Here is an 18,464-nt window from a genome sequence, read left to right on the forward strand (position 1 = left end):
GACGATGGGCGGCAGCATCCTTCTGATCATCAGCGGCACCGCCGCTGTCGTGGTGGCGCTGCTGTTTCTGGTCGCCGGCATCGACAAACTGCGCCACCGCGCGCTGCTGCCCGGCGTGATCGCGAGTTATCGCCTGCTGCCCGCCGCGCTGGTGGCGCCGGCCGCTGCTGCACTGCCGGTGGCAGAACTGGTGATCGGTGGCGTCCTGCTGCTTGGCCTGACCGTTGCCTTGCCGCCGCTGGCACCGCTCGTCGCCGCCCTGCTGCTGCTGGTCTTCGCTGGCGCAATGGCGATCAACATCCAGCGCGGCCGCCGCCACATTGATTGCGGTTGTGGCCATGCCGGGCTGCGCCAGCAACTGGGCTGGGGTCAAGTTGCGCGCAATGTCGTGCTGGCCGCCGCGCTGCTACCGCTGGTTTCGGTCGGCAGCGCGCCGCTGTTAGCTGGGACTGATTTGGCGGTGGCGGTGGCCGCCGGCATCGCGCTCTATCTGTTGCTGTTGCTGTTCACCACGCTGAACGCCGTGGCCGGGCTAGCCCCCGGCAGGGCGCGCGGCTGATCTTCAAGAGGTCCCGAACCCCATGTCCACCCTGTTGATCATCAACGAAGCGTTGCAATGGATTGTGCTGATTGCGCTGGGCGTTGCCGGCCTCGCGCTCGCCCGTCAGGTCGGCGTGCTGCATGTTCGCGTCGCGCCGGCTGGTGCGCTCGATGCCAATCGCGGCCCGGCGGTGGGTGATGTCGCGCCAGCGCTCAGCGTCACCACGCTGGATGGCCGGCCCTACACGGTGGGCGGCGACGCTACGTCTGGCTTGCGGCTGCTGATGTTCGTCTCTGCGCAATGCCCGATGTGCAAATCGCTGATCCCGGTCGCCAAGAGCTTTGCCGCGGCGGAACGCATCAGCCTGGTGTTCGTCGGCGATGATACGCCGGCGGTCCAGAAAGCCATGGTCGCCGCACAAGATCTGGCTGCCTATCCGTTCGTCAACAGCGACGAGGTCGGCCGATTGTTCGAGGTCGACAAGCTGCCGCACGCGGTGCTGATGGATGGCGCCGGCAAGATCCTTGCCAAGGGCCTGGTCAACAGCCGCGAGCATCTCGAAAGCCTGATCGTCAGCCATGAAATGGGCGTGACGCATGTGCAGGATTATATTGCCGGCCTGAAGCCGGCCACAAACACCGCCAAGCCGCACGCCGCGGCCACTGCGGCTTGATTGGCGCAAAGGGGGACCTGAGATGAGCAAGTTCAACATGGATGCGCTGGGCGAAAAGCTGCTGCGCAAATTCGCCGGCAGCACCTCGCGCCGTTCCTTCATCACCAAGCTGGGCGCCACCATCGTCGCCGCGCCAGTGTTCCCACTGCTTCCCGTGAGCCGCGCCAACGCCGCCGGCAAGGACCGGTCGCCGGAAGCGAAAACCGCCTTCGCCCGCAACGCGCAAACCAAGGACGACACCAAGTGCAATTATTGGCGTTATTGCGCCATCGATGGATCACTGTGCACCTGCTGCGGCGGCACGGCTGCAAGCTGCCCGGCCGGCACCGAGCCGTCGCCGGTGTCGTGGGTGGGCACCTGCATCAATCCGGATGACGGCAACGCCTATCTGATCGCCTATCGCGATTGCTGCGGCAAATCCGGCTGCGGCCAGTGCGGCTGCGACAACACAGATCGCGAAACCCAGCTGTACATGCCGCAGCTCAACAACAACGTGATCTGGTGCTTTGGCACCAGCAGCATGGAATATCACTGCTCCACCGCCGTGCTGATCGGGAAGGCGCAGTAATGCAGTTCGGGCGGTGTCTGGCGCTGGCGGCAGTGGCGATCTTCGCCGTTTCCGCCGCGCCGCCATCGCCAGATGCGATGGTGCCGGCCTTTGCCAATCCGCCGCCCAAGGGCACGCCGTTTCAATATCCGGCGGAAATGACCCAGGCGCAGTCCGACTATGTCGAACATTGCGGCGGTTGCCACGGTATCCACGGCTATGCCGCGCCGGCCGATCTGCCGACCATCGGCGGCCGTGTCGGCTGGTTCATGTGCCTGCCGGAAGGCCGCAAGTATCTGGTGCGCCTGCCTAACATCGCGCGGTCACGCATCACCGATAATGAACAACTGGCGGATTTGTTGAACTTCATGGTCTTCGGCCTCGGCGGCGGCACCGCGCCGGCTGGCGCCAAGCCGTTCACGGCCGATGAAGTGGCCAGAGAACGCGCTTCGCCTTTCACGTCGGTCTCCCTGATCCAGACCCGCAAGCTGATCGTGGAAAAACTGATCAAGGGTTGCGGCGCCCCGGCATCGCTGCGGCTGATGTATCCCGGTGAGGTCAAGCCCACCAAGACCACCACCCGCAGCGGCTTTGGCACCAAGGCCGATTAACTCCCCCCTTCCCGTCACAATGCTGTAACCTTACCGTCACACGCAGCCGATAGGGCAAGGTCGCGCTTCGAATCCGGCTTGGATTCCCGGCACGGCCGATGGAGTGTGTGGGGGTGCAGAAGCTGATCGCCAACCAGAGCAAGATGCCTGTTCAGGCTCGCGCGCTCGCCTTCGCCGAAGTGATCGGCTGGGGCGGCGCCGGCATCCTGCTGGCGCGCGCGCTGTGGCTGACGGTAACGCCGGCCGGGCCGCTGGGCACGCAGCCAATTGCCGCCGCCGCAACCGCTTCGCCGATGGTGCTCGCGGCAAGCGACCCCTTCTTCCCGCAGAGCGCCACTGCACCCGATGCAGTGTCTTCGCTCGATCTGGCGCTGGTTGGCACCCGTGTCGATGCCGCAAGCGCGCGCGGATCGGCGATCATCGCAACGCCGGATGGTCGCCAGCAGAGTTTTGCCGTGGGTGACGAGATCATGCCGGGTGTGAAGTTGGTCGCGGTAGAATTCGAATCGGTGACGCTCGATCGCGGCGGCGTGCGGGAGACTCTCTATATCGATCAGTCGCCGGTTGCCGCCGATGGCGTGATCTCGCCAGGCGCAGCCACCCCGCCACTGCCCGCTGCCCCACAAGTGATGGCGCCGCCGCCGCCCAGCCCGGAGCGCAAGTGAAATGATGCGCCGTTTCTTGTCCGCGCTGTTGGCCGCACACCTCATCGCCGCCCCCGCCTTCGCCCAGCAGACGGTCAATCTGCGCGATGCCGATGTCCGCGCCTATATTCAGGATGTCGCGCGAGCTACCGGGCGCAGTTTCATCATCGATCCGCGCGTGCAGGGCAAGGTGACGGTGGTGTCCGAACGGCCGCTCGATCAGGCCGGCTATTTCGAACTGTTCCTGTCCACGCTGCGCGCCAATGGCCTGGTTGTCACCCCGGCGGCAGGCGGTGCTTTTCGCGTTGCGCCGGCCGATGGCGCTGCCACCCAGCCGTCGGGCGGCACTGGGCGCGACCGGTTTGAAACCACGGTCCTTAATTTCAGCTATATCGATGCCGCCAGCGCCGTCGAAACGCTGCGGCCGCTGGTCAGCCGCGAAGGCCAGGTAACCGCCAATCGCGCCGGCAATGCCGTTATCGTCGCCGATTATGCCGACAATGTCGCCCGCGTGCGCGCGCTTGCCCGGCAAATCGATCAGGATCGCGCCGCCGTGCGTGTAATCGAACTGAAACACGCCGGTGCCCGCGAAATCGCCACCAGCCTGTCCCAGATTGCGCAAGGCAGCGCGGAAGGCCGCGGCTGGCAGGTCGCGCCAGTCGATGCCAGCAACAGCCTGGTGTTGCGCGGCGACCCCAACACGCTGGCCAAGCTGGCGCGCATCATTGCTGATCTCGACACGGCTGCCGCCGCCGGCGCCGATGTACGGGTGATTTTCCTCAATCACGCCGATGCAGAAAAACTGGTGCCGGTGCTGCAACAGCTCGTCGGTCAGCCGGTCAGCCCGGCCAGCCAGTCGGCGCCGCTGGCACAGCCGATGCAGAGCGCGTTCGGCGGGGCAATGGCGCAAAACAGCGCCAGCCCGCAGCAGACCCAACAAAATACCGCGCCGCAACCGACGCCCACCACCGGCGGCAGCCTGGGCACCAGCGGCTTCGTGCCCGGCGCCACCATCGGCCGCGGCCAGGCGGTGATCGCGCGCTACGAAGGCGCCAACGCGCTGGTCATCGCCGCACCCGCCGATGTGCAGCGCCGCTTGGGCGAGGTGATCCGCCAATTGGATGTACGCCGCGAACAGGTGCTTGTCGAAGCCGTGATCGTCGAGATCAGCGACATCGCCGCACAGCGCCTTGGTGTGCAATTCCTGCTGTCGGGTACAGGAGGCAGCAACATCCCCTTCTCGGTCACCAACTACAGCAATGCCGCGCCCAACCTGCTGTCAGTCGCCGGCGCCATCGCGTCGGAAAATCGCTACGGTCGCGATGACGCCACCTCGGTGGCGCTGCGCAATGCCGCGGTGAACAGCCTGCTCAGCACCAATGGTGGCCAGTTCGGCTTTGGCGGCAATCTCGGCAGCGGCGCGGTGTTCGGCTTTGTCGTCAACGCGGTGAAGGCGGATACCGCATCCAACGTGCTCTCCACCCCATCGGTGATGGCGCTGGACAACCAGCAGGCGCATATCCTCGTTGGCCAGAATGTGCCGCTTGCCACCGGCCAGGCGCTATCCAACAATTTCGACAATGCCTTCCGCACCGTACAGCGCCAGGACATCGGCATCGTGCTCGACGTGCGGCCGCAGATCAACGCCGGCAACACCATCAAGCTGGCCCTCCGGCAAGAAGTCAGCAGTATCGCATCCGCCGTGGTGACCGACAATGTGCCCGACATCATCCTGAACAAGCGCGAGATCAGCACCACCGTGACCGTGGATGACGGCCAGATCATCGCGCTGGGCGGCCTGATCGACGAGAATGAACGCCGCGCCATCGAGAAGGTGCCGCTGCTCGGCGACATTCCGGTGCTTGGCAATCTGTTCCGTTCCCGATCGCGCAACCGCACCAAGACCAATCTGATGGTGTTCATCCGCCCGACCATCATCCGCAATGCCGAAGACGCCCAGCGCATTGCCGGGGACCGTTACGACTATGTCCGCACCGAACAGGCCACCCGCGAAGGCAGCGCCGCCACCAGCCTTGATGCGCTGGTGCGCGATTATCTGAAGACGACCCCGCCGGGTTTGCCGCCTGCACCGGTACCGCCACAATGACCGCGCCCACCCTCACTTACGGCTTCGCGCGCACGCAGGGCTGCATCGTCACGGCCTTGGGCGAAACGGCCGAGGTCGCCCGCCGCGCCGGCAGCAGCCCGGCCGCACTCACCGAAGTCCGCCGCCTTGCCGGCCGGCCGCTCAGCATCCGTGACGTCTCCGCCCCGGAATTCGATCGCCTGCTGCAAAACCATTATGCCAACAGCAGCTACGCCGGCGGCGCCGATGATCTCGCCGGCCTGGGTGATGATCTGCCGTCGGCCGAAGATCTGCTGGCCAGCGACGACGAAGCCCCCGCCATCCGCCTGATCAACGGGCTGATCGCGGAAGCCGCCCGCCTGAAGGCGTCGGACATTCACATCGAACCATTCGAATCCGGCCTGCTCGTGCGCATGCGCCTCGACGGCGAACTGCGCGAGCTCCACCGCCTGCCGCCCAATGTGGCGCCACTGCTGGCCAGCCGCATCAAAGTCATGGCCCGCCTCGACATCGCCGAGCGCCGCCTGCCGCAGGACGGCCGCATGGAACTCGCCCTGGGCGGCAAGCGCCTCGATGTGCGCGTCTCCACCCTGCCGGCGCGCGGGGGAGAGCGCGTCGTGCTGCGCCTGCTCGACAAGGACAATGCCGGCATCGATCTCGTCGGCCTCGGCATGCCGGCGCCCATCGACGCCAGCTTGCGCGCCGCTCTGGCCGAGCCCAATGGCCTCGTCCTCGTCACCGGCCCCACCGGCAGCGGCAAGACCACCACGCTCTATGCCGGGCTCAAACTGCTCAACGACGGTCGCCGCAACATCCTGACCGTGGAAGATCCAGTCGAGTATGCCGTCGATGGCATCGGCCAGACCCAGGTCAATGCCCGCGTCGGCCTCAGCTTCGCCGCCGGCCTGCGCGCCATCCTGCGGCAAGACCCTGACGTGGTGATGGTCGGCGAAATCCGCGATGGCGAAACCGCGGCCATCGCCGTGCAGGCCGCGCTCACCGGCCACCTGGTGCTGTCGTCGCTGCACACAAACGACGCCGCCAGCGCCATCACCCGGCTGCGTGATTTCGGCGTGGAGCCATTCCTGCTTGCCGCCACGCTGCGCGCCGTCGTCGCCCAGCGCCTCGTGCGCCGCCTGTGCCCGGCCTGCCGCACCGCCCACCCGGCCGATGCCGCGCAAGCCGTCGCCCTCGGCCTCAACCCCGGCGACACCATCTGGCACGCCGATGGCTGCGGCGCCTGCAACCACTCGGGCTGGCAAGGCCGTGTCGGCCTGTTCGAAATCATCCGCATGACCGACGGGCTCGCCACCCGCATCCACACCGGCGCCAGCGCGGTGGAGCTGGCCGAAGCAGCGGGTAGCCCCGGCCTCACCGCCATCGCCCGCCAGGCCGTGATAGATGGACTCACCAGCCCGGCCGAAGCGCTGCGCGTAATGGGCATGCCGGAACTGGAACCAGCCCCCATGGAGTCGGCAGATGGCTGACTGGCGCTACGAAGCGCTCGATATCGCCGGCCGCCCGCGCGCCGGGCGCCTCGCCGCGCCCACCCAGGAATCCGCTCGCGCCGATCTGCTCGAACGCAAATTGTTCGCCACCAAGCTGGAACCCGCCACCGCCGTTGCGACCCCCACCGAAACCCGCATCAGCGGCAAGTTGAAGCCCTCTGCGCTCGTGCTTTTCACCCGTCAACTCGCCACGCTGGCCAGCGTCGCGCCCTTGGAAGAAGCCCTGCGCACCATCGTGCGCCAAACTGAATCCGAACACAGCAAGGCGGTCCTCGCAAGTGTCCACGGCGCCGTCGTCGAAGGCCGTCGCCTCTCTGATGCGATGACGCTGGCCCCCGGCAGCTTCCCGCCGATCTACCGCGCCATGGTCGCCGCAGGTGAAGGCGCCGGCACGCTGCCAGCCGTGCTCGAACGACTCGCCAATTTGCTGGAACGCCAGGCCGAACTGAAAGGTCGCGTGACCTCGGCGCTGGCCTACCCCGCAGCACTCGCCATCGTCGCCACGCTGGCGGTGGCGGCGCTGATGGCCTTCGTCGTCCCCACCATCGCGCGCCAGTTCGCCGACATCGGCCAGACCCTGCCGCTGCTCACCCGCATCGTCATGGCGCTCAGCAGCGGCCTGGCCAATTTCTGGTGGCTCATCATGATCGTCATTGCCGGCGCCGCCGCGCTATTCACCCGCGCACTCCAGGATGCCGAATTTCGCCTGCGCTTCGATGCCTGGCTGCTGCGCCTGCCCATGGTCGGCCGGCTGCTGCGCGATCTATCCGCTGCAAGGCTGGCGCGCACGCTCGCCATGATGGTCGCCAGCCGGCTGCCTTTGGTCGATGGCCTGATGCTCACCCTGCCAACCATCGGCAATCACGCCATCCGCGCCCGTGTCGCCGATATGGCCAGCGACATCCGCGAGGGCGCCAGCCTGACCAGCGCCATGAAGCGCGCCGCCGTGCTGCCGCCTCTGCTGGTGGCCATGGTTGCCGGCGGCGAAAGTGCCGGGCGGCTGGATACGATGCTGGAACGCGGCGCCGAAGCGCTGGAGCGCGAATTCGATGCCGTCACCCGCACCGGCCTCGCCGTGCTGGAACCGGCGATCATCCTGGTCATGGGCGGCGCCGTGGCGATCATCGTGCTCGCGATCCTGCTGCCCATCCTGCAACTTGAAACACTGGCAGGCGCATGAGCAAGAAACGCACCCCGAACGGCTTCACCCTCATCGAGCTGATGGTGGTGATCGTCATCATCGGCATCCTCACCACGGTCGTGGTGATCAACGTGCTGCCCAATGTCGACAAGGCCGCCATCACCCGCGCTCGCGCCGACATCGCCGCGCTGGAAACCGCGCTCACCAGCTACAAGGCTGATACCATGGTGTTCCCAAGCACGTCGCAGGGCCTCGCCGCGCTGAAATCCGCCCCTACCGATCTCGGCCAGCCCGATCGCTATCGCCCCGGCGGCTACCTGACGCGCCTGCCCGACGATCCCTGGGGCCACCCCTATCAATATGCCAGCCCCGGCCGCCACGGTCTGTTCGACGTGTGGTCGATGGGGCCCGACGGCACCAGCGGCCCGGGAGGGGAGGCCGATGACATCGGCAACTGGAACCTCTGAAGCTGGCTTCACCCTCGTGGAGCTCACCGTCGCCATGCTGATCATCGGCGTGGCCAGTGCAGCGTTGATGTTGTCGCTGCCGGCGCCGGGCGGTGACGTGCGCCGCCAAGCCGACCGGCTCGCCGCCCACGCTGCCGCTGCGCGCGATCTCGCCATCAGTTGCGGCTGCGCGGTGCGCCTCGCCACCGATGTCGCCGGCTGGCAAATATTGCGACAAGCAGCAGCAGGCTGGTTTCCCGATCCGACCATGAAACCTGCCGCCCTGCCCGCCGGCATGGCGCTGCCGGTGGCCAGCGTCGATTTCGATGCCACCGGCCTCGCCACCCCGGCCCGCCTGCTGATCAGCACGGATGGCAGCGCGGCTGCGGTCACCATCGATGCTGCAGGAGGCGTCCGTGCCGGCCCGGGCTAACGGCTTCAGCCTGATCGAGGTAATGGTGGCCCTTGCCATCTTCGGCATGGCCGCCGTCGCGCTCGTGCGCCTGTCCGGCCTGTCCCTGTCCGGCGCGGTCCAGCTCGCCGATCGCCAATATGCGGCGACGGTGGCGCGCAACCAGACGCTGGAGGCCATACTCTCCCCCACCCCGCCGGCCGCCGATCAAGGCCGCGAACGCGCCGGCCAGCGCGACTGGGCCTGGCAACGCCGCGTGGTGGCCGGCCCGGTGCCAGGCACCCAACTGGTAATCGTGGACGTGCGCGGGGATGCCGGCCAGATCATCGCCAGCGACCAATTGCTGTGGAGCGGGCGGTGATGCGTTCCTTATCGTCACCCCGGCGAACACCGGGGCCCATCGCCCATGCTGTGTCGCCACGCGCGCTTTGCGGGGTATTTGCAGCAACGCCCCGAAACCAGCTCCCCAATCCCGAAGTTCGCGCGATGGGCCCCGGCATTCGCCGGGCTAATGAGATATGTGCGGCACGGCCCCAAGCGCAATCCGGCTTCACCCTCATCGAACTTCTCGTCGGCCTGTTCCTGTTCGGCGTGATGGCTGCCGCCGGCACCGTGCTGCTCAGCAGCGCCGTGCAAGCCGGGGACAGCAGCCGCACGCTGCTCAACGACGCCCAATCGCAAATCCGAATGCGCGCGCTGCTCACTGCCGACACCAGCCAGGCCGCGCCGCGCCCCTGGCGCGACGGCGAAGGCCGCAACCGCGCGGCGTTCAGTGCCAACGACGGCGCCCTCTTCACCCTCATCCGGCGCGGATGGCGCAACCCGGATGGCGCCGCCCGCGCCAGCCTGCAACGCGTCACCTGGACAATCGAAAACGGCGATCTGATCCGCCGCGCCGCCCCGATGCTGGACGGCGATGCGCCCGGCACCGAAACCATACTGGCCAGCGGGATCACCAGCGCCCGGCTGCGCTTTGCTGGCAGCGGCGGCTGGCAGGAAAACTGGGTGGGCACCACCCCGGCTGCCTTGCCGCACGCCATTGAACTGACGCTTGCCGGCGAGGACATCGGCCAGATCCGCCACATATTGCTCGTGGGGCCGGGGGGCACAGCATGACGCGACAGGTTCCCCCGGCAATCCCCCACCGCGAACAAGGCGCCGCCCTGATCAACGTGCTCGTCCTCGTCGGCGTGCTCGCCGCCTTGTCCACCAGCCTGTTTGACCGGCTGCGCCTGGCCCGCGCGCTGGAGGTCAATCGTGACGGCCGCGCGCTGCAGGAAGCCGCCGTGCTCGCTGCCGAAACCATCGCGGTGGCCAGCGTGGCGCCCGCGATCCCGCTGCCCAAGGGCGGGATGCAATTTGCAGCGCCCGGCACCGGCACCGCCGTACGCGCGGCCATCACGCCCGGCGGCAATTGCTTCAATCTGAACAGCGTCGCGCTCGGGCCACCGGGCCGCACCGTCACCCGGCCGCTTGGTGTCGAACAACTTGCCCGCTTGCTGACTGGGCTTGACGTGCCAACCGACGAAGCCGCCCGCATCGCCGCAGCAACGGCAGACTGGATCGACATCGACCAACAGCCCGGCCCCGGCGGCGCCGAAGACCCGGCCTATGCCCGCGCCGCCACACCCTATCGCACCGCGTCGACACCGCTTGCCGAAGTTTCGGAATGGCGCGCGGTCGCCGGCGTCACGCCTGCTATCTATGCCCGCGCCCGGCCCTTTATCTGCGCGCTGCCCGAAACCGAGCTGTCGCGGCCGAACATCAACAGCATGACGCCGGCCGATGCGCCAGTGCTCGCTGCCATCACCGGCGCCGCCCTGCCCACGGCGCGCGATGCCATCGCCGCGCGGCCCGCAACCGGCTGGGCCAGCCTCGGCGATTTCTGGTCGCAGCCGTTGCTCGCCGGTCGCCCGGTGGCAGCCGATGTGCTGCGCCAGCCGGAGTTGCGCGATCGCTGGATGAGCCTGACCGTCACCGGCTTCGATCCGCTACAGCCGATCGCAGCCACCGGCCTGATCGACGTCAGCCGCATGCCCGCCCGGCTGGTGGCGCGGCGCTGGGGGCCGGAAGAATGATACTCGTGCATCTGGCACCCGCGGTGCGCTGGCAGCGCTGGGGCGACGGCCGCCTGGTCGCGAGCGCGCAAGGCTGGCCGACGGCTGATCCCACCGTGCCGCTGGTGCTGGCAGTGCCCGGCGAGGATATCGCGCTGCATTGGCTCGATCTGCCCGATCTGGCGCCCGCCCAAGCCGCTGCCGCCGCGCGCCTGGCGCTGGCCGATCGGCTGGCCGAAACTGACCCACATATCGCCGTGGCACCCGGCGCCGGCCCGCGCGCGGTCGGCGTCGTCAGCCGCGCCGTGATGGCCGGCTGGCTGGCTGAACTGGCGCGGAACGGCCTTGCCGCCAGCCGCATCATTCCCGATCCGCTGCTGCTGCCGGTGCCCGCCACCGGCTGGGCTGTGGCGCGCGACGGGGCCCGCGTGCTGGCCCGCAGCGCCGACGCAGCCTTTGCGGCCGAAGCCGATCTCGCGGCCGCCCTGATCGGCAATGATCCCGTTGCAGAAGTTTCGCCCGCCTCGCCCACGCCGGACGCGCTCAATCTGTTGGTCGGCGATTTCGCCACCATCACCCGCTGGCAGGCGCCGGCTGGCCTGTGGAAACGCTGGGCGCTACTCGCTGCGGCCATCGCTGGGCTGTGGCTGGCCGGCGACGTCGCGGCGCTGGTGCAGGCCCGCGCTGCTGCCAGCGCAGCTGATGCCGAAACCCTCGCGCTGGCCCGGCCGCTACTGCCCGCTGGCGCTGACGATGAAGCCGCGGCACTGGCCGGCCTGCAAGCCGTTGCCCGCCAGCGCGGTGCCGATGGCGGGCTGGCTGCGCTGGCTGCGCCTGTCGTGCAGGCGCTCGCGCAGCGCCCCGGTGCCGGCCTCGGCAGCCTGACCTATACACCGGCTGGCGGGCTGGTCGCCGGCGTCGCCGGCGGCCCCGACGAAGCCCAGGCGCTGGCATCCGCGCTCGCCCCGAATGGCCTCGCCATCAGCATCGGAACCACCCGCGCCACGCCGGATACCAGCATCACTGACGTGACGGTGCGCCGATGATGGCCGTGTTCACCCCCTGGTGGAATGATCGCACGCCCCGGGAGCGCGTGCTGCTAGCGATCATGGCCATGCTGCTCGCTGCGGTGCTGATCTGGCTGCTGGTGCTGCGCCCGCTCGCGGTCGCGCGCGAACAGGCCATTATCGATGCCAGCGCTGCCGCCGTTCGCCGTACCGAAGCGCAAAATCTGGTCGCCGCCATCCGCGCGCGCCCCGCGGCCAATGGCGCGCCGGTCCTCGACACGCTCACTCGCCGCCTCGCCGAAGCCGGCCTGCAGCCATCCCGGCTCGAAGCCCAGGGGCCAGGCCAGGCGGTGCTGGAGATCGCCGCGGTCAACGGCCGGCTGCTGCTGGGCTGGGCCAGCGGCCTGGAAGCCATTGATGGCCTGGTGATCGACCAGCTCGAGGCCAACCGCAATCGTGACCAATCGGTGCGCGTGCGGATGACCGTGCGGCGAGCACAATGAACCGGATCTGGCCCCTCCTGACCGGCCTCGCGATCGGTGCAATCGCGCTGTTGCCCGCCCGCCTGCTGCTGCCCGCACCACCGCTGTCTGCGGCCGCCGTATCCGGCAGCATCTGGCGCGCGAGCATGGCAGACGCCGCCATCGGCAGCGCCAGATTGGGCCAGGTCGAACTCACCCTGCAACCGGCGGCCTTGTTTCAGGGGCGCCTGCAATGGCAACTCGCCGGCGCGCTGAGCGGACAACTCTTCCAAAGCGCGTCCGGCGGCGGCGGCGAGGGCCTGACCGGCACGCTCGCCGGCACCGCCCTGCCCGGCTTGCCCTTGGCCGGCATCACGTTGGCCGACACCGCCGTCACGCTCGAAGTCGACGGCCGCTGCCGCAGCGCGTCCGGGCAAGTCACTGCGACCCTTGCTGTCGCGCTCGCCGGACAGACCAGCCTTTCCGGCGCGCCGCGCTGCGAAGGCTCGGTGCTGCTGCTACCGCTGGCCAGCCCGGACGGCCGCGTGAAGCTCGACGTGCGCGTCACACCGCAAGGCTGGCAGGCCCGCCTCGCCATCGCCGGCGCAGCGCCTGCCGAAGCCTTGGCGCTGTCCGCTGCCGGCTTCGGGCGCATGAACGGTGAAACTGTGCTAAACCGGAGCGGACCATGGTGATTGCCGCCCTTATCGCCGCGCAGCTTGCCGCCACCAGCCTGCCCGCCGGCCTGACCGAACTGCCGCCGCAGCCGCTGCCAGCCGGCGAATGTGCGCTGTTCCTGTGGGATCGCGCCTCGACAAAACGCTTCGCGATGCTCGGCCGCAACCCGGCTCTGCTGCGGCTGATGATTGATGGCCAGATCAACGATCTGCCGGTTATCGCCACCGAAGGCACTGCCGTGCTGGGGTTCGCGCCCACCAGCCGCTACCGCTCCGCCACCCGCAGCTATGAAGTGCGGCTGACCATCCTGCCGGCCACGGCCGGCGGCGCGGTGGTACGTGACGGCAGCCTGACCATCACCGAATCCGACGGCAGCGCGCTGGTGCTGCCGGTCGCGGGTCTTGCCGGCTGCCCGTGATGGCTGCACGGGCTGGCAACACGCGCAAGGAATGGGCCATCGCGATTGGCGGCGGGCTGGCGATGGCCGCGGCCCTGGTCTGGCTGCTGCGCGGGCCGACGGGCGCGACTCCGGCCATCGACGCCCCCGTTGCGGCCATCATTGCCCAACCTGTGGCCACCAACGCCCCGGCACCGGCCATAATTTCTCCCATTTCAGCCCCGAATGACCTGGCTTTGGCCGGCCTGCGCTCCGGCCCGGATGGCGGCATGGCCATCATCCTGGCCGGCGGCCGGCAATATCTGCTGCGCCCTGGCCGCACACTGCCCGGCGGCCTGCGGCTGCTGCGCGTCGAAGCTGGCCGCGCCATCCTGGCCGGGCCAGCCGGGGAGCAGGTGCTGGCCTTTCCGGATGCCGCCCAACTGCCCGTTGCAGCATCGGTTCCCCCCGGCGGCGATCCAACCCCGTGGCGTCTGGCACTGGCACCGCAACGCGGGGCGAAGGGCCTGAACGGTTGGCGGTTGACCAGCCTGGCCGGGCTGCCGGCACTGGCGCGCGCGGGTGTACGGCCCGGGGATGTTTTACTGTCTGCAAATGGCGCGGAACTTGTGTCTGAAGAAAAAATAATGGAGCTGCCGTTAGAACTGGCAGCCAATGGCCAGTTGCTGCTGCGCCTTCGTCGAGATGGAAAGCTGATGGAAATCATGGTGCCCCGCTGAGGTTAGCGTTTAGATAACACTTAGCAAAGTAACGGTACCGCGTGATCTTTGTCATTATTGTGCAACAATCATGTAATCATCCTGCCACGAATCGCCTCTATCCCCGGCCTCAATTCGGGGGCGGAGACCAACGGCCACGGCCGCACCCCGAAATTTGCCAACCCAAGGGCCAAAGGGGCGTCCCATGAATCTCCAACTTCGCGCACTGCTGCTGATTGGTTCTGCAGTGGCTTTGGCCGCTTGCGATGGTGCTACCAACATTGCGTCCCCTGGTGAGGGCGTGCTGATCGTTCCGGCGCCTGCTCCGGCCCCCGCGCCGGCGCCAGCGCCAGCGCCCGCACCGACGCCAACCCCAACACCGACCCCTACTGGCCCGGCTGCCGATTGCCCCACCGGCACGGTCAACGTCGGCGTCATCAACGAACTGCGCAACTGCCAGATTTCGGGCAACATCACTGGCACGCTCAACCTGCGCAACTTGGCCGGTGTTGTCTACTCGCTGAGCGGTCGCGTTAACGTGGGTATCGATCTGGGGGCTGATCCCGCTGCGCCGCTTGCTGGCGGTCAGGCCGCCATTCTCACCATCGAACCGGGCGTCGTGATCTTCGGTTCGTCAGGCGCCGACTCGCTGGTGGTCAACCGTGGTTCGCAGATCTTTGCCGAAGGCACCTCGACGCGTCCGATCATCATGACCAGCCGTTCCAACATGGAAGGCACGGCCACCTCTTCGACGATCGGCGCGTGGGGCGGTCTCGTCATCCTCGGGCGCGCACCGATCCACACGTGTGTCGGCGCTGGTGCCACACCGGGCACGGCCAGCTGCCAGTCGGCGGTCGAAGGCCTGACCGGCGCCTTCTTCGGCGGCGGCACCCCGTCCGACAACTCGGGCCGCCTGAACTATCTGCAGGTGCGTTATCCGGGTTTCGAAGTGACACCCGGCAACGAGTTGAATGGCATCACCTTCGCTGGCGTTGGTTCGGGCACGTTCGCCCAGCATCTGCAGGTCCACAACAGCTCGGATGATGGCATCGAATGGTTCGGTGGCCGTCTCAATCAGAAGTTTATTGTTGTTACCGGCGCCGACGATGACTCGCTCGACGTCGAACTGGGCTGGCAGGGTTCGCTGCAATATGGGCTTGTGCTGCAGCGCGCCGATGGTGGTGACCGTTCGATCGAAGCTGAATCCACTGGGCGCGGTCTGCGCTTCCCGCGCGCTTGGGCCCGCATGGCCAACGTCACCTTCATCCATCGCCGCCCGGTCGATGCGCTGCTTTATCGCGGCGGTGTCGACTTCACGCTGGTCAACTCGATCATCGCCCATTCAGCGGCGAGCAACAACATCTGTCTGGATATCGACGAAGACCAGACGGTTGCTGCGGCTGACCCGGCGCTTGAAGAGCGTGGCCCGCCAGTGTTCCGTTCGGTCATCTTCGGCTGCACCGTTGCAGCGCGCGACGAGGCCGATGTTCCGGTTGCCCAGATCACACCGCTGATCACCGGCAACAACAATCTGCTGCCGCCAGTCACCCTTACCTTGGCCAACCAGTTCCTGCCGGGCAGCTTCGAAACCGGCGCTGTGGCCACCGACCCGAAAACCTTGTTCTCGGGCTCTGCCAACACGGCGATCCGCGACTTCTTCGACACCACGACCTATGTGGGTGCGTTCCGTGATGCCAACGATCGCTGGTTCACCGGCTGGACCTGTGGTCTGGGTCTCGGCACCCCGGCCTGCGAAACCCCGCCTGTTCCGATGCGGTGATCACCCTGACGGCCGGGGCGTCAAGCCCCGGCCGTTTGCCAGGCCACATTGAGTGGCGTTCCCAGGGGGTCTGACCAATGAACATGCCGAAGCCGCTGCATATCCTGCTTTCATCCACCATGCTGGCGGGCGTGGCCCTGCCTGCCTGGGCACAAACAGCTGACCAACCCGCTGCGCCGGCACCACCAGCCGCCGAAGCGCCGCCGGAAGACGAAGAAATCGAAATTTCTGTTCCAGGCGGCGGCGGCAGCGAAATCGTCGTCATCGGCCAGCGCATTCCAAACACGGTGCGCATCAGCCGCGAGGTGGTATCGATCCTGACGCAAGCCGATATCGCACGCACCGGCGAAGGCGATATCGCCGGCGCACTGAAGCGCGTGACCGGCCTGTCGGTGGTCGGCGGTCGCTACGTCTATGTGCGCGGCCTTGGTGAACGTTATTCTTTGGCGCTGCTCAACGGTCTGCCGATCCCGTCGCCGGATCCGCTACGCCGCGTGGTGCCGCTCGATCTGTTCCCGACCTCGGTGCTGGCATCGTCGGTTGTGCAGAAAAGCTATTCGGTAAATTATCCCGGCGAATTCGGCGGCGGCGTGATCAACCTTACGACGCGCGCCGTACCCAAGGAGCCGTTCTTCATCGTGAACGGCAGCATCGGCGCCAACACGGCGACAACCGGCCAGTTGGGCTATGTCTATTCCGGCGGTCGCTATGACTGGACGGGTTTCGATGATGGCACCCGCAGTTTGCCGGCCGGCCTCGCTGCCAGCCAGAACAATGCGACCCCGTTGGCAGTCGGCGCCAACTATACCTTAGGGCAGCTGCAAGACATCACAGCCTCGCTCAACAATGCGCAGACCAATCTCGTGTTCCGCAACGACAATATTCCGGTGAACTTTGCAGCCAGCATGGAAGGCGGTCGCGCCTTCGAAGTGGGCGATGCGCGCATCGGCTTCAACTTTGCTGCCGGCTTCTCACAGAATTGGCAAACCAAGGCCGGCAAGCAGCAATTGTCGGGCGGGGAGCGCATTGGCCCGGATGGCCAGCAATTTCTGGCACCTGATATCGATTTCGATTTTGCGGCCACTGAAATCCACAGCCTGTTGAACGGCCTGGTGGGCATTGGGGCCGAATTTGCCGATCACCGCATTCGTTTCACCAGCCTGTATGTGAACGATACCATCAAGGAAGCCCGTATCCAGGCCGGCACCGACGACATCAACGTGGGTGTCGACCGGCTGCTCCAACGCAACAACACAGCGCATTTCCGTCGCCAGTTGATCGATACGCAGTTGGTGGGTGAGTTCAAGTTCGGCGATTTCACGCTGGACGTGCGCGGCACCTATGCCAATTCCAAGCGGCTTTCGCCCTATGAACGCAACAATAACTATGCGTTCTCTGAGGAAGTGAATGATTTCATCAACGACCTGCGCTCACCGGGGCAGCGCAGTGACGTGGCCTTCAGCCGGCTGAACGAGAATGTATTGGGTGGCGGCATCGACCTTGGTTACCGCATCCGCGGCGGCCCCTTCCCGATCCGGCTGACCGGTGGCTATGCCTACAGCAATGCCGACCGTGAATCATCGCGTTTCGAGTATCGCTTCCAGACAAACCAGGCGTTGCCCCTGTCGGTCGCGCAACAGCGTCCGGACTTCCTGCTTTCCGATTTCAATGTCTTTACCTATGGCATCATCCTGAACACCACATCGACGGTGGCGCCAATCTATCTTGCCGAACTGACGACGCACGCCGGCTATGGCCAGATTGAACTGGAACCGACCGATGGCGTTCAGGTGGTCGCGGGCGTGCGTTACGAGAATGGCCGCCAGATCGTCACGCCGGTCGATGTGTTCAATTCGAACCCCGGTTCGGCATTCAATACGCCAACCAACATCAACCGCGGCTACTGGCTGCCGGCGGCGACCGTGACCTGGAACTTTGCGGCCGACATGCAACTGCGATTTGCCGCCTCCAAGACGATCGCTCGCCCGCAATTCCGCGAACTGGCGCCGCAGCCTTACTTCGACACCGAAAGCGATCGCTTGAGTTTCGGCAACCAGTTCCTGGTGAACAGCGAACTGATCAATGCCGAAGCGCGCTATGAATGGTATTTCGGCCGGGACGAGCGGATTGCAGTGGGCGCCTTCTACAAGGACCTCAAGAACCCGATCGACGCCATCGCCTTCGTGCAGGGCGGCACGTTCCAGAACACCTACGCCAATGCGCCGAAAGCCCGGTTGTTTGGTGCGGAAGTGGAAGCGCAGAAATATTTCTCGCTCGATCAATGGGGAGGACTGTTCGAAACGCGGCGCTTCTTCATCTCCGCCAACTATACTTATACAGACTCGCGAATTTCATCGCGCCCCGGGGACACCGCGCGCTTCCCGCTTTCGGGTGAAGTTGTACCAGCGACGGATATTTTCCGCGATGGCTTGCCGCTCACTGGCCAGTCCGATCACATCGCCAATGTGCAACTGGGTATCCAGGACGAAGGCTCCCTGTCGGAACAGACGATCCTGTTCAACTATGCCAGCAACCGCGTTGCTTTCCGTGGCCCGTCGGGCCAACCGGACATCATTGAAAAGCCGGGCATTCGGCTGGACGTGGTGCTGCGCCAGGCTATCAAGATCGGGGGCCTGAACCTTGAAGCCAAGCTGGAAGGCCGCAACCTGACCAACACCCGTTATCAGGAATTCCAGACCCTGAACGCCAGCCGCATCGATACCAACACCTATGTGCTGGGTCGCACATTCCAGGCCGGTCTATCGGCCCGGTTCTGA

The 18,464-nt window shown here is 66.6% G+C and carries 20 protein-coding genes; all 20 read left to right on the plus strand.

Annotation, left to right across the window (positions count from 1 at the left end):
* The first annotated feature begins 4 nt into the window (after positions 1 to 4).
* On the plus strand, positions 5 to 559 hold the full coding sequence (locus tag ACTIEZ_RS11890; protein ID WP_439546892.1) for a MauE/DoxX family redox-associated membrane protein: 555 nt from the start codon (positions 5 to 7) through the stop codon (positions 557 to 559).
* A gap of 22 nt (positions 560 to 581) precedes the next feature.
* Positions 582 to 1,214, plus strand: coding sequence for a thioredoxin-like domain-containing protein (locus ACTIEZ_RS11895; protein WP_439546893.1), 633 nt, complete (start codon positions 582 to 584; stop codon positions 1,212 to 1,214).
* Positions 1,215 to 1,236: 22 nt separating this feature from the next.
* The gene (gene mauA / locus ACTIEZ_RS11900; protein WP_439546894.1) at positions 1,237 to 1,782 is read left to right on the plus strand and encodes a methylamine dehydrogenase (amicyanin) small subunit; all 546 of its coding nucleotides are present in this window, start codon (positions 1,237 to 1,239) and stop codon (positions 1,780 to 1,782) included.
* Positions 1,782 to 2,372, plus strand: a complete 591-nt coding sequence (locus ACTIEZ_RS11905; RefSeq protein WP_439546895.1) for a c-type cytochrome — start codon at positions 1,782 to 1,784, stop codon at positions 2,370 to 2,372. Before mauA ends, ACTIEZ_RS11905 begins: the two co-directional genes overlap by 1 nt.
* Before the next feature lie 113 nt (positions 2,373 to 2,485).
* Positions 2,486 to 3,037, plus strand: coding sequence for a type II secretion system protein N (locus ACTIEZ_RS11910; RefSeq protein WP_439546896.1), 552 nt, complete (start codon positions 2,486 to 2,488; stop codon positions 3,035 to 3,037).
* Between the two features lies 1 nt (position 3,038).
* On the plus strand, positions 3,039 to 5,123 hold the full coding sequence (gene gspD / locus ACTIEZ_RS11915) for a type II secretion system secretin GspD (RefSeq protein ID WP_439546897.1): 2,085 nt from the start codon (positions 3,039 to 3,041) through the stop codon (positions 5,121 to 5,123).
* Positions 5,120 to 6,589: a GspE/PulE family protein gene (locus ACTIEZ_RS11920; RefSeq protein WP_439546898.1), complete on the plus strand. Its 1,470-nt coding sequence runs from the start codon at positions 5,120 to 5,122 to the stop codon at positions 6,587 to 6,589. Before gspD ends, ACTIEZ_RS11920 begins: the two co-directional genes overlap by 4 nt.
* A complete protein-coding gene (gspF, locus tag ACTIEZ_RS11925; RefSeq protein WP_439546899.1) occupies positions 6,582 to 7,790 on the plus strand; it encodes a type II secretion system inner membrane protein GspF in 1,209 nt (402 codons plus the stop codon). Before ACTIEZ_RS11920 ends, gspF begins: the two co-directional genes overlap by 8 nt.
* A complete protein-coding gene (gene gspG, locus ACTIEZ_RS11930) occupies positions 7,787 to 8,218 on the plus strand; it encodes a type II secretion system major pseudopilin GspG (RefSeq protein ID WP_439546900.1) in 432 nt (143 codons plus the stop codon). Before gspF ends, gspG begins: the two co-directional genes overlap by 4 nt.
* Positions 8,193 to 8,630: a GspH/FimT family pseudopilin gene (locus ACTIEZ_RS11935; protein WP_439546901.1), complete on the plus strand. Its 438-nt coding sequence runs from the start codon at positions 8,193 to 8,195 to the stop codon at positions 8,628 to 8,630. Before gspG ends, ACTIEZ_RS11935 begins: the two co-directional genes overlap by 26 nt.
* The gene (gspI, locus tag ACTIEZ_RS11940) at positions 8,614 to 8,970 is read left to right on the plus strand and encodes a type II secretion system minor pseudopilin GspI (protein ID WP_439546902.1); all 357 of its coding nucleotides are present in this window, start codon (positions 8,614 to 8,616) and stop codon (positions 8,968 to 8,970) included. The genes ACTIEZ_RS11935 and gspI overlap by 17 nt, the downstream gene beginning before the upstream one ends.
* A 125-nt stretch (positions 8,971 to 9,095) precedes the next feature.
* Complete coding sequence (gene gspJ, locus ACTIEZ_RS11945) at positions 9,096 to 9,725, plus strand: type II secretion system minor pseudopilin GspJ (RefSeq protein ID WP_439546903.1); 630 nt, start codon at positions 9,096 to 9,098, stop codon at positions 9,723 to 9,725.
* Positions 9,722 to 10,687 (plus strand): type II secretion system minor pseudopilin GspK, encoded by a 966-nt coding sequence (gene gspK, locus ACTIEZ_RS11950; RefSeq protein ID WP_439546904.1) that lies wholly within the window; start codon positions 9,722 to 9,724, stop codon positions 10,685 to 10,687. Before gspJ ends, gspK begins: the two co-directional genes overlap by 4 nt.
* Entirely contained in the window at positions 10,684 to 11,712 is a 1,029-nt protein-coding gene (gspL, locus tag ACTIEZ_RS11955; RefSeq protein ID WP_439546905.1) for a type II secretion system protein GspL, read from the plus strand. The genes gspK and gspL overlap by 4 nt, the downstream gene beginning before the upstream one ends.
* Positions 11,709 to 12,176: a type II secretion system protein GspM gene (gene gspM / locus ACTIEZ_RS11960; protein WP_439546906.1), complete on the plus strand. Its 468-nt coding sequence runs from the start codon at positions 11,709 to 11,711 to the stop codon at positions 12,174 to 12,176. Before gspL ends, gspM begins: the two co-directional genes overlap by 4 nt.
* The gene (gene gspN / locus ACTIEZ_RS11965) at positions 12,173 to 12,829 is read left to right on the plus strand and encodes a type II secretion system protein N (RefSeq protein WP_439546907.1); all 657 of its coding nucleotides are present in this window, start codon (positions 12,173 to 12,175) and stop codon (positions 12,827 to 12,829) included. Before gspM ends, gspN begins: the two co-directional genes overlap by 4 nt.
* Positions 12,823 to 13,230, plus strand: a complete 408-nt coding sequence (locus ACTIEZ_RS11970) for a hypothetical protein (RefSeq protein WP_439546908.1) — start codon at positions 12,823 to 12,825, stop codon at positions 13,228 to 13,230. Before gspN ends, ACTIEZ_RS11970 begins: the two co-directional genes overlap by 7 nt.
* Positions 13,230 to 13,928, plus strand: coding sequence for a hypothetical protein (locus tag ACTIEZ_RS11975; protein WP_439546909.1), 699 nt, complete (start codon positions 13,230 to 13,232; stop codon positions 13,926 to 13,928). The genes ACTIEZ_RS11970 and ACTIEZ_RS11975 overlap by 1 nt, the downstream gene beginning before the upstream one ends.
* A 184-nt stretch (positions 13,929 to 14,112) precedes the next feature.
* Positions 14,113 to 15,687 (plus strand): hypothetical protein, encoded by a 1,575-nt coding sequence (locus ACTIEZ_RS11980; RefSeq protein ID WP_439546910.1) that lies wholly within the window; start codon positions 14,113 to 14,115, stop codon positions 15,685 to 15,687.
* A gap of 83 nt (positions 15,688 to 15,770) precedes the next feature.
* Entirely contained in the window at positions 15,771 to 18,464 is a 2,694-nt protein-coding gene (locus ACTIEZ_RS11985; protein WP_439546911.1) for a TonB-dependent receptor domain-containing protein, read from the plus strand.

This window comes from Sandarakinorhabdus sp. (genome assembly GCF_051860625.1).
Classification (GTDB): domain Bacteria; phylum Pseudomonadota; class Alphaproteobacteria; order Sphingomonadales; family Sphingomonadaceae; genus Sandarakinorhabdus.